The sequence below is a fragment of the Leptolyngbya sp. Heron Island J genome (assembly GCF_000482245.1).
GTDB lineage: Bacteria > Cyanobacteriota > Cyanobacteriia > Phormidesmidales > Phormidesmidaceae > Leptothoe.
In genome coordinates, this window is record NZ_AWNH01000066.1 from 39,174 (window position 1) to 50,770 (window position 11,597).

At 52.3% G+C, this 11,597-nt stretch carries 8 protein-coding genes; 6 read left to right on the forward strand and 2 right to left on the reverse strand.

Features of this window, described 5'->3' with window-relative positions; translation table 11 throughout:
* Positions 1-461 precede the first annotated feature (461 nt).
* Genes N836_RS57990 through N836_RS58010 form a run of 5 tightly spaced genes read left to right on the forward strand, consistent with a single transcriptional unit; the run spans position 462 to position 6,637 of the window.
* On the forward strand, positions 462-1,259 hold the full coding sequence (locus N836_RS57990; protein ID WP_051394615.1) for a glycosyltransferase family 2 protein: 798 nt from the start codon (positions 462-464) through the stop codon (positions 1,257-1,259).
* Positions 1,260-1,294: 35 nt separating this feature from the next.
* Positions 1,295-2,803, forward strand: coding sequence for a hypothetical protein (locus N836_RS57995; protein WP_023074015.1), 1,509 nt, complete (start codon positions 1,295-1,297; stop codon positions 2,801-2,803).
* 33 nt (positions 2,804-2,836) lie between these two features.
* Positions 2,837-4,183 carry an O-antigen ligase family protein gene (locus N836_RS58000; protein ID WP_023074016.1) on the forward strand — a complete coding sequence of 449 codons (1,347 nt, stop codon included), beginning with the start codon at positions 2,837-2,839 and terminating at the stop codon, positions 4,181-4,183.
* Positions 4,180-5,391, forward strand: a complete 1,212-nt coding sequence (locus tag N836_RS58005; RefSeq protein ID WP_023074017.1) for a glycosyltransferase — start codon at positions 4,180-4,182, stop codon at positions 5,389-5,391. Before N836_RS58000 ends, N836_RS58005 begins: the two co-directional genes overlap by 4 nt.
* Positions 5,392-5,404: 13 nt before the next feature.
* A complete protein-coding gene (locus N836_RS58010; RefSeq protein ID WP_023074018.1) occupies positions 5,405-6,637 on the forward strand; it encodes an O-antigen ligase family protein in 1,233 nt (410 codons plus the stop codon).
* Here N836_RS58010 and N836_RS74780 read toward each other — a convergent pair.
* Together N836_RS74780 and N836_RS58020 are read right to left on the reverse strand one after the other, a co-directional pair.
* Positions 6,561-7,751 carry a nucleotidyltransferase domain-containing protein gene (locus tag N836_RS74780; protein WP_071789074.1) on the reverse strand — a complete coding sequence of 397 codons (1,191 nt, stop codon included), beginning with the start codon at positions 7,749-7,751 and terminating at the stop codon, positions 6,561-6,563. The two genes, N836_RS58010 and N836_RS74780, sit on opposite strands and share 77 nt — an antisense overlap.
* A 90-nt stretch (positions 7,752-7,841) precedes the next feature.
* A complete protein-coding gene (locus N836_RS58020) occupies positions 7,842-9,737 on the reverse strand; it encodes an asparagine synthetase B family protein (protein ID WP_023074023.1) in 1,896 nt (631 codons plus the stop codon).
* Positions 9,738-10,196: 459 nt separating this feature from the next.
* Between N836_RS58020 and murJ the strand changes: the two genes are divergently transcribed.
* Positions 10,197-11,579 carry a murein biosynthesis integral membrane protein MurJ gene (murJ, locus tag N836_RS58025; RefSeq protein ID WP_023074024.1) on the forward strand — a complete coding sequence of 461 codons (1,383 nt, stop codon included), beginning with the start codon at positions 10,197-10,199 and terminating at the stop codon, positions 11,577-11,579.
* The last annotated feature ends 18 nt before the right edge of the window (positions 11,580-11,597 follow it).

Sequence of the window (11,597 nt, forward strand, 5' to 3'; positions counted from 1 at the left end):
TAATTGTTTGAAAGTCACGAAATTCTGGTGGAACGTAGGGCCGTTGCCCTCCCTCAGACAGTGACTTAGTGGGTACTGCGAGAAAATCTGGATTGAGTAAAAGCGTTAAGGTTTCGCGATAGAGAGAAGGCTGAATGACACTTTTGAAGCAAGCCAACAAAAAAATGAACCCCGAAATCCCTAAAAAGAGCGGTAGTCTGTATAGGATGAGGCGTGGTAGATAACGCAGGGCTGCAATAACAGTGCCTGAGTGAGAAGTACGAGTCAAGGTTATTACTGAGGACAACTAACGCGATAAACAGTAGTATCCTTACTATTCGCTCGCTGGGGTAAGAGACTTTATTATATTGGAATTTTGCTATTTGCAGTAGTTGTTATCAATTAAAGTTAAGATTTCTCCAGATAGTTAGACTTGATTACTTCCCGTAAGGGATATGTCTGGTTTTCGCCAACCAACTCGAATGCGTATTTCTATCATTACAGCAGTTAAAAATCGAACAGCAACTATCCGCCACACGATTGAATCAGTTATCGGACAAGATTATCCTGACATTCAATATATTGTGATCGATGGTGGCTCCGTTGATGGAACCGTTGATATCATAGACAACTATCGAACTAAGATTGATTATTTTACGTCTGAGCCCGATGGCGGTGTATATGATGCGCTGAACAAGGGGCTCAAAATAGCCCAGGGAGATATTGTTGGCTTTTTACATTCAGATGATTTTTACCATCATCACCGGGTTGTACGCTTAGCTGTTGATGCGATCGCACATCACCAGGCCGATATTGTTTTTGGAGACATTGTATTTATTGATCCCTGTCGGCTAAATCACATTCTTCGAATCTATCGCTCCCATCGATTTCACCCCGACTTATTTGCCCAGGGTTGGATGCCTGCCCATCCGAGCTGTTTTATTAAACGTGAGGTGTATGAACACTATGGCCTTTTTAAGACGTGCTATAAGTTGGCCTCAGATTTTGAATTATTGCTCCGGTTTATCAAGATCAACCAAGTGAAATATTGCTATTTGCCAGAGATCCTAGTCTGCATGAGACCAGGGGGATTAAGTAATCGTAGCTTAGCCAATCGCTGGACAAATAATCAAGAAATTCTGCAAATTTGTAGAGAACAGAACATTCCAACGAATTTGCTGAGGCTGTTGGCACGTTATCCCGCTAAGCTCTGCGAAAAGCTCACTTGGCTGCCCGCTTATCAAGGGATGCGCAAGCGTAAGTCCGTTATTTCCAGATAGTTTTCTGTTTTATTCAATTTGTTCCGTATGACTCCATGGCTATGGGAAACAAATCAGTGGAATTTCCGAGAAAGGTAATTTTTATCGAACTCAATGAAGTCCCTTTCAAGATAATTGATAATTTTATTCGGCAGAATCCTACTTCGGATCTAGCGCTGGCGCTACCGAAGTTTCACCAGTATCTAACCCACATTGATGACAAGGTTTTGAGTCCGTGGATTTCCTGGCCAACCCTCCATCGAGGCGTCCCGGCTCACAGGCACGGTATTTCTAACTTGGGAGAAAATCTCACTCTATTAGATCAGCAATTTCCCCCAATTTGGCAAATATTATCCCGACATGGTGTGAAAACGGGGGTGCTTGGTTCGCTACATTCCTCTCCTTTACCCCAAAAGCCGGAAAACTATGCCTTTTATCTGCCAGATAGCTTTGCCCTTAGCCCCGATTGTATACCGGCCCACCTATCCAGCTTTCAGGCGCTAAATTTATCCCTGGCAAGTCATTCTGCACGCAATGTGTCTGGTATGGTGCCAGTGAGGCAATCCCTTGAATTGTTAACGAATGTTAGACGTTTGGGGATTTTGCCGTCCACATTAGTAGCGCTTGTCAGACAACTGGGGTTAGAGCGTCTGAAACCTTATCGAAAAAATCGTCGCCGCACCTATCAAGCTGTTCTGCACTTTGATTTATTTTTTAAGCAGCTCAAAGAGATTCGCCCTGACTTTGCCACCTGCTTTACCAATCATGTCGCCTCCGCCATGCATCGCTACTGGGCGGCAGCATTTCCAGAGGACTACCAGAATTTTGGGTTTTCATCGGCATGGGTGGCACGATACCGGGATGAAATTGATTTTGCCTTGGGCCAGTTTTCTCGCTTCCTGGGCCGGTTGATCCACTTTGTTCAGCAAAACCCTAGTTATATGCTGTGGATTACCTCTTCCATGGGGCAATCGGCAACGACGGCAAACCCGATTTTGCGACAGCTGTATCTGACTCAGCCCGCAAAACTGATGGGCACCCTCGGTGTGCCTGATCACGCCTGGAAACCCCAAAAAGCAATGCTGCCGATTACCAGCATTTGGGTCAATACCCCCTGGAGAGAATCTGTCCGTAAGGCGCTCAACTCTCTAACCATTAAGGGTGTTCGTGTGACCGTAGACGAAAAGGCAGACGGGTTCTTTTCTGTCCATCTAGACAATAAGAATCTGGTGACATCTAAAACAACTCAGGCCGTCATTCAAGGACAAGCCTACGGGCTACTGGACTTAGGTCTAGAAAATGTCACCATTGAGGACCAAAGCGGAGCCAGCGCTTATCATATTCCTGAAGGATTGTTGCTCATTTATGATCCACTGACCCAGGCGGTAAACCATCGTCGCAGCTGTGTTTCTGTTCTTGAAATTGCCCCTACATTGCTAGAGCTATTTAACATTTCAGTTCCAGACTATATGCTGCCGCCGTCTGAACGAGGCCGCCTAGCATCCGATCTTGTTACTAAGGCAAATCAGCTAGCAAATCAACCGGCTACTGTGGCGGTATCCTAACCCATTAGTTTGAGGGGGTTTGAGGTTGTGTTAATGGAACAGACGCGACTGTCTGGAGTCTGTGAGTCTTCAGACAGTCGTAGACCAACCTGGTTGCCACTACTGGGCTGGCTGCCACTGGCGTTAGCGATTAACAGCATTTTTTGGCAAGGACCCATCGCCTATTGGGGACGGTGGCTAGGTCTGCTTGTTTGGATTGGTTATGGATTTTTAACCCTTGTTACCAGTCGGAAATGGCGGCTGAGAGAGTTTGATGGTCTGGCCATATGGGTGTTTTCACTGATTGTTATTAGCACTTTTTGGGCAGGAGAGAATTTGAGCAGTGACCATAGTCTTGCCGCTGTAGATTTTCGCCAAACAGCTCTCATCAAAGCTTGCTCGCTTTTCTTAGGCTACCTGACCCTGACCTGGGGACTGGAGAGCCTATTGATTTCCCTTCAAACCGTTGTCCAGGTGATCAACAAATTTGTCATTGCCGTAGCATTACTGTTGGCAGTTGGTTTGTTGGGTAATCTAATGGGGGCTATTCCCTGGATTGCAGGAGCCGGGGCAGGGCTGTTTGTTAACCCCAATACAACCACGGCGCTGGCGCTGGTGACGCTGCCCCTGGCGATTTGGTTTTATGTTCAACATCCAGGACTGATGGGGGCTTGGCCGAGTTTGACCCTGGTTACGGCCCTGGTGCTGGCTCAGGCGCGCTCAACAGTTATGGTGTGTGGACTCTTGGTGTTTTTCTACTTAGTCTGCTGGCCAGGGCTACGACGGTTACGGCTGGCTAATTTACTGTTCCCGTTGGGATTGATGCTACTGGGCCTGGTGCTCTTTTTGAGCATCGACTTTTGGGGGACTAACCTGGCCGATAGTTTAGTTCATGGGCTGCGCCCCAACTTTGATAATGCGCAGCGACCGGGACTGAGCAGCTATCGGCTAAATTTGTTGTGGCCAGTATTCATCCAGGGGATTGCAGCATCGCCTGGGACGTTCTTGATTGGCCATGGCTGGGGTAGCGAAGAGGCGTTGATGCTATTTCAGGCAGACCAATCCCGTTTTTTTGCCGCCTTGAATCTCATTAGTGCCCACAGTGCCTATTTGGGACTTACGTACCAGATTGGCCTAGTGGGCGGGGTGTCGGTATTTGGGCCGCTGTGGGCAATGGTGCTGCGGCAGATGCTAACACCTCTACCCGAGACCATAACCCCATACTTTCAGCTCAAGGTTTCACTGGTGGGTGTTGTCCTCGCTGCCTTGGGTGTGTGTGTGTTTGAGTCTGGCTTTTATAACCTGGGGGCGATTTACATGCTACCAAGCTGGATGGCGATCTATCTGGTGACGCGCTTGGATCAGCTGCCTGGGCAATCAGAGGAGAGGAGTCCTGTATGAAAGTACTACATGTAATTCCATCACTCAGTCCGGCTTTGGGGGGACCCACGGTGGTGGCGCTAAGGCTGGTCAGTCATTTACGAGCCTGCGGTGTTGACGCTGAAATCGTCACGACCAATGACAACGGTGGGCAGGTGTTAGACGTGCCTCTGGGTGAGCGGATACTTTACCAGCAGGTGCCTGTGTGGTTTTTACCGCGCTTTAGTTTGCCGATGAAAGAATTTCTATTTTCTGTGGCGCTCACCCGTTGGCTTTGGCAGCATGCGGCAGATTACGATCTGTTGGATCTGCACTATTTGTTTTCCTATGCACCCACCTGTGCTGGCATACTGGCTCGCTGGCACCAGATTCCATATACCGTGAGAACACAAGGACAGTTAGCCCCTTGGGCGCTGCGGCAGAGTCAGTCTAAAAAACAGCTATACAGCTGGCTGATTGAACGGCGACATTTGAACAGTGCGGCGGCAGTTCACTGTACGGCATCACTGGAGGTTGAGGATGTGCGGCGCTATGGTGTTACCGCGCCAACAAAAGTGTTGCCCTTGGGGGTGAAGAGTTTGGCGACTAATCCCAACGCCCGTGGGGAACTACAACAGCGCTATCGTATTCCTCTCAATAGGCCGATTATCCTATTTTTATCGCGTCTGCACTATGTTAAACAGCCAGATGTGCTGCTGCGCGTAATCCACCAATTAACTCAGCGAGGGTGTTCGGCTCATTTGCTAATGGCTGGAACCGGCGATGCAGCCTATGTCCATAAATTGAGGGGGCTGATTACGGCTTTGGGCCTACAAGATACCGTAACCCTAACTGGGTTTGTTACGGGCACGGATAAACAGCTGCTATTACAGGGGGCAGATATGTTTGCCCTGCCTTCTCAGACAGAGAATTTTAGTATGGCGATCGCAGAAGCCATGGCAGCAGGATTACCTGTTGTGATTACGCCAGAGGTGCAAATCGCACCGGATATTCTATCTGCCGGGGCGGGGGTCGTCGCCAAGGGTACCTGTGATGACTTTGCAGCGGCCATAGCAGGGTTGTTGGCCGACCCGGACCGACGGCACCAGATGGGAGAACGGGGACAACATTGGGCCAAGCAACATTACGACTGGTCCGTGATTGCGGGACAGCTAACCCAGGTTTATTCCGGGATTTTACGACAGCAGGCGCAGGAGACGGGTATGAGCGCACCGGTGGTGGCCCGATGAGGCCTGTCTGCGGATGAAACGAGAGAAGATTTGGTACCATACCTATTCTTCTGGGCGGCTGCTATGGCTGAGCTACCTGGGGCTGCCGTTTTATGTTGGCCTGGTGGGGCTGGGGGTGACGCTGCTGTTGGCGGTATGGAATTACAAAATGCAGCTGCTGCGTCCTGGCATTGTGCGCTGGCTGGGGCTAGTGGCCCTCTGGATGGTGGGACAGACATTGTTGGCCCATGACCCGGTCAAGGCTGGGTTTGGGTTGGTGCATTATTTGCCCTACTTTGGGCTATTTGCAGTGCTGCTGGTCCTGGAGTTTTCTGTGGTGGACTGGCGGGGGCTGGCCTGGGGGCTGTTACTAGCGTCAGTTCCTGTGAATGTGGTGGGCTTGGTGGAGTACATCCTCAAAGCACCGGGAGTGGAGGCCATTTTGGCTGACCAGACACTGGTGAATTGGATATATCAGGGAGAGCATTATCACCGGGCGGCCTCTATTTTTTCGAACCCTAATGTGTATGCCAATTATCTGGTGGTCTTGTTGGGGCTGGGGTTGGGATTAGTGGGGCAGTGGCCGCAGCGCTGGCGACAGATCGCGCTGGTAATCGCACTGGGGTTAGTGGGCATTGGCATTGTGTGTTCGGGATCGCGTAATGGGTGGTTGATGGCCTTAAGTCAGCTGATGCTGATGCTGTGGCTGGGCAGACTGCGGGGCCGGCTACGCTGGCTGGGGAGGATAGGTGTGCTGGCGCTGGTGGGAAGTGGGATTTTGGGTGGCATTGGCACCTACGAGCTGACGCTGGCAGATATAAACCAAAGCTGGCAGCATGATTCTCGATTGAATACTTGGTGGGTCGCTTGGCAGTTGGTACAAGCTAGGCCCTGGCTGGGTTGGGGGTTGGGCAGCTTTGCGCAGCTATACCCAACGCTGAACCCGCTGAAGGACTATTTGCAGATGTCCCACGCCCACAATATTGGGCTAATGCTGCTGGCAGAAGGAGGAGTGGTACTGACCCTGGCGCTGGCGTTGCCGGTGGGATATGTGTGCTATCGGGGGGTGCGATCGCTGCTATTGCCTTTGTTCAAGGACGGAACCAGGGCAACACTGCTGGGCTATGGGCTAGCCCTGTGGGGGCTGCTGGGCTTTTCGCTGTTTGACCTACCGTTTTACGATGCACGGATTAATGCTCTGCACTGGATGGTGTTGGCGGGGGTGTATGGGCTGACGGGTAAAGACGAGGCATCAACATCTGGATAAGCTTATGCAACAGGCGCAGTGGCCGAGCGAGATAGGACAGTCCCCAGTGGGAGAAATGGGGGGAAAGCCATGTGCGATCGCGGGAATTGGGAGTCAGGGCATAGCCAACAACATGGGTCAGCAGGCGCAAGTCGGTCCAGCTGGGCCGGTGGGGGTACTGACACAGTAGCAGAGCACGGAGGCAGGCTTGCTTGCTGCTGCTGATAGGGTTGGATTGCAAAAGGCTGAAGATGCCCTGGTGGGGGTCGCGCTCAGTGAAGAGTGTGGCAGCGACCTGATCAATATGGCGGTTAGCAATAGGGTCGCTATAGCTGGCGTGCTCCTCCTGTAGCGGTAAGGGCAAGGTGAGGGGAATAAAACGGTGGGTCAACTGTAGGGCACAGTGCACCAGACGGAGGTTATTACCGGCCAGGGTGAGCACCTGTTCTGGATCAAGTTTGGGCATCAGATCGGCCAGGTCACAAAATTGCGACAGACGCAGACGGTCAAAGTAACTGTCTTTAACAATTTGGACGCAAAGGATAAGAAAATGGTCTTCTGGACTGAGGGTAGGTAGGGTAGTTCCCAGGTAGGGCAGGGGACGACAGCGCTGGTGTAGGGCAGCAAGATCGAGCCGGTAGGAAAAGCAGGGCGGGGCGATTTGCCAGTGTAGGTCGATGCTGAATTGGCCGTTGGGGGCAGTGAAGTCGCTGCCCCAGGGAGTTCTGTCCCGCAGGCAGTAGCCCTGGGCCAGGAGAAGAGACTGGGCGGCCTCGGCATCTGTCGCATCGACCAGCAGGTCGAGGTCACAGTAGGTGCGGCGGGAGAGGTCACCGTGGAGGGTGAGGGCCAGGGTGGGGCCTTTGCAGGGGAGGACGAGGATATTGGCTTGGTGAAAAGTGGAAAAGAGATGGGTGAGGGTTCTAGCAAGCTGCCAGTTGTAAACCGTGAGGGATTGGGCGGTTTGTTGTAGAGGGCATTGGAGGGAAGGAGGCAGGGTATGGTAGAGCCGAAGTAAGACGCCGTGGCGCTGTGACAGATGAAATAGGGCAGGCCATTGAGGTGACTCTAGTGCGGCACTAGTCACTGTTTGGTTGAGATAGGATAGCAGGTAGGTAATTTGTGGAGAGTGCACGGGTAAGGGTTGCGTAAAGGGGTGACACTAGCAAGGCTTTGGTAACCAAATAAGACTTAAGACAGACCAAGACCAGGACCCATAACACCATCAAAGGCTACAGGAGTGAACATAACGGCAGTGTTCTCCTTGCGGAGCTGTGGCAACAGTCAACGGTTGTTCACTAAACGGTTTAGCTTCAGTAGAAACCTGTAGCCAGTAGGCCAGCCCCAACAGTCTCTCTGTTGCCTCCATAGCCTCAGTTCCTGCCGAATCTGCTGCCCGAAGGATCTTCAACAGTTGCTCGCGATTCACATAAGCCTCTAATCCCGGCGCGGTTCTCACCAACTCTTCTATCCACACCGGCAACATCGCCTGCATCACCGTGGCATAGTCCTTTGGCGCTTCAAACACCATTTTCTTACGGGTGCGAATGGCCTCGGGCAGCTTGCCATACATCATTTCTCGCAACAGCCGTTTATCCACCAGCCAGGGAATCGGTGGAATCGCCATCAGAAACTCCACCAATCGCAGGTCAAAGAAGGGGTAGAGCGGCTTCACCGGTAGCCCAGTCATACCCGGATCATGCATTTCAAAGATATTGGACCAAACAGCGGTGTGACCCATGCCATAGCGAGAGATGTTGTCTAACGCATCGAGCTGCTGGGCGGCCAACCGTTGCTTGAGTCGCCAGCGAGCCGCAAAGTTGTGGTCTAACGCAGGGGGCACCGTTGCCCGGTTGCGGATAATGGAGCGCCGACAGGCCCGCCGCCAGAATACCCTTGGTGTGCCGTGGGTCTTAAAGTAATCAAGCTGTACCTGCCACCAGCGCTGTCGCAGCCCCTGCTGCCACCATTCCCAATGGTAAAACTCACCAAAGCGCAGGGCCGAGTCGCCGCCAAACCCGGTCAGCACCGTGCGGGCATGGTCGCCGCAGCGCCGCATCAATGTTGTTATGGTTTGCCTGCCCATGACAGAGCCCGGTGGCAGCACAGGCGAGCGGGCGGGGTGCAAATCGGGCACCTGGCGATACCTGCCGGTCGCATCGAGTGTGTTTAGGGGAACGCCCATGGTGTGCGCCACCATGGCCGCATAGGCGTTTTCTTTTGGCATTATGATCCGGTCTTGCATTGTGAAAGCCTGCAAATGGCCCGCCTGTCCCCGTTGCTGTAGTATGTGCTGGGCCACAGCAGCAATACTATTGGAATCTATGCCACCGCTGAGGTGAGTTGCCACCTGGGGGCTGCGCAACCGGTCAGATACGGCTTGTTCAAACAGTTCAGAGAAGTGTTCGACATAGTCTTCTGGGCGCTTGTACAGCGTCAGCGGTTGCACCCTAGGCAGCTGCCAGTAGGGGCGCACCTTGAGCACGCCCGGTTCCCAGGTTAGGGTATGGGCCGGGGGTAACCGGCGCACATCGTCAAAAAGAGTGGTGGGATAGTCCAGATTCATGCCCCATAGCACCTGGTCTGCCATGGCCTGCTCATTGATGCGATCGCTAACGCCGGGATAGCGACGCACACAGTCTAGGGTGTTGCTACACACCAAAGTCTCTTTTACCTGGGCATAGAAAAAGGGCACCACACCAAAATGGTCGCGGGCGGCAAACAGACGCTGTTGCCCCTCATCCCAGATTAAAAAGGCAAAATCCCCCTGGAGATGCTCAACACAGGCCGTATCCCAGGCATGGTAAGCTCTCAGCACTAAAGATGCATCCGAGCACTGCGATGAAATATCGGCATAATAGGACCTGAGCTTGGCAATGAGCTCATCGCGGCCATCCAAGCGTACGTCTGCTGAAATCCACACCCACTGATCTAGTGTCAGGGGTTGCTGCTCCTGTTCTGGGGCCGTTCTCAGCAGCGCGTGTCCCAGACCTGCCAGTGGTGTATGCCAACAGGTTTGGGCATCTGGCCCGCGAAAGGCCATACTGTCTGTTATTTGACGCAGCAATGCTTGACTGACCGGCTTACTGGGCCGACTAAATAAACCAACTATTCCACTCATGCTGCTGTGCGACCCTTAGTTAATAACAGAAATCATCAATAGACCTTCTTCCACTAGACCGTTCACCGGTGTCTGCATGTCCTGGTTAAACTGTTCTACTAAGAATAGACACTGGCACCACAACCTACTGCATACGATTAAAAATGTCACATTAGACTATTTAACCAGACTATTAATTCAAAAAATCTGTTAGATTGAACTTTCTCTATTGACTGGTGCTAATGGTGTTGATTTTCTGCGTGAAAATACAGTGAGTGTACTGACAATATTTTTCTCGGATTCTTGGTAAACCAACGGCTAAGGCTTAAGAGGACTACACTTACAAAAATCTTTCTGTTCTATGGGTAAACACTGTTGTTTTCTACGAGAAGGAAGGTTTGTTCAATGTCAGCTGACGGTACTGTGGAGACTTTACTGGTCTTCAATGAAGCAAACTTAAATCTTAGTTAGGATTGAGTCTTGCCCAAGCGTTTGTCCCTGTTTCCAAAAATTGTTCAAATTCTGACTTCATCGGCCAGCGTCGTGGCGGGGGCAACTCTGGCCACCCGGCTGGCTGGTTTGATGCGAGAGCAGGTAAACGCAGCTGTTTTTGGGATTGGGCCGCTCTATGGAGCCTTCCAATATGCAGTTTTATTACCAAACCTGTTTCTAGTTGTTCTGGGGGGAATTAATGGCCCGTTGCACAGTGCCGTTTTGACTATTTTGGCGAACTATCCTCCGGAGAAGTCCAGGGCCATTGTTCGGGCGTTAACGGTGGTGATCGGTGGCGCAATGTTGGGGGTGACTGGCTTGCTAGTTTGGTTGGCTCCCCAGGGTATTGATCTGATCGCGCCGGGGCTGGCGGTGGGGGCGGGTGACGTCCGAGGCTTGGCAATTCGGCAGTTGCAAATTATGGCTGTGACGGTGTGGTTCGGCAGCATGATCGGCCTCAACATTGGTCTGTTGACCTGGCATCGTAACTATTGGCTGCCAACGCTGAGTCCGCTGCTGTCGAGTTTGGCTGCGATCTCAGGCGCATTTTGGTTTAACCATGGGTTCCAACAACAGCTCAATAGCGCTGACCTAGCGAGCGGCCAGGTGCTGGCCTGGGCCTACTTAGCAGGGGCGGTGCTGCAGTGGGGAGTGCTGTGGCTGGGCCTGCGGGGGTACCCACTTAGTCATTCGTTGAGTGGGGCTTGGCGACATCTGAGCACGTGGTCAGAAATCCGAGTGGCGCTGCGTTTGATTGCCTCTAGCTGCTTATTTATGAGTGTTACCCGAGCAAACTGGTACATTGACTTGGCCTTTGCCTCATGGCTACCTGAGCCGGGGGCGGCGGCCAGTGCGCTAACGCTGGCGTTTCTAGTAGTGCAGGCCCCGGCAGGGATTTTTTCCAATGTGATGCTCGTACCGCTGGTGCCAAACTTGGCGCAGGTGGCGAATGAGCCTGGGGAGCTATGGGAGGGATCTCAACGAGCTTTAAGTCTTATTCTCCGACTCGTTTTACCCATGGGCGGGCTGATGGCACTGTTGGCCACCCCCATTGTGGCACTGACGTATCGGCGAGGGGCCTTTGACCCGGAAGCGACATTACTGGTGGGGCACGTACTACGCTGCTATGGGTTGGGGCTGGGGGCGTACCTGAGCCGAGAACTGCTGGTCCGCGTCCTACATGTGCTCCGCGCCCATCGAGCATTAGGCTGGCTGAGCGCCTGGAGTCTGGGGTTAAACATTTTATTTAACGGTTTTCTATATCAATCCCTAGGCGTTGCGGGGCTGGCGCTGGGGAGCAGTGTGGTCGATGGGGTGTTGAGCCTTGGCATGTGGCTTTGGCTGCGGGAGCGATTGGTGTTGAAGCCCTGACAAGTTAACTTCCATGCC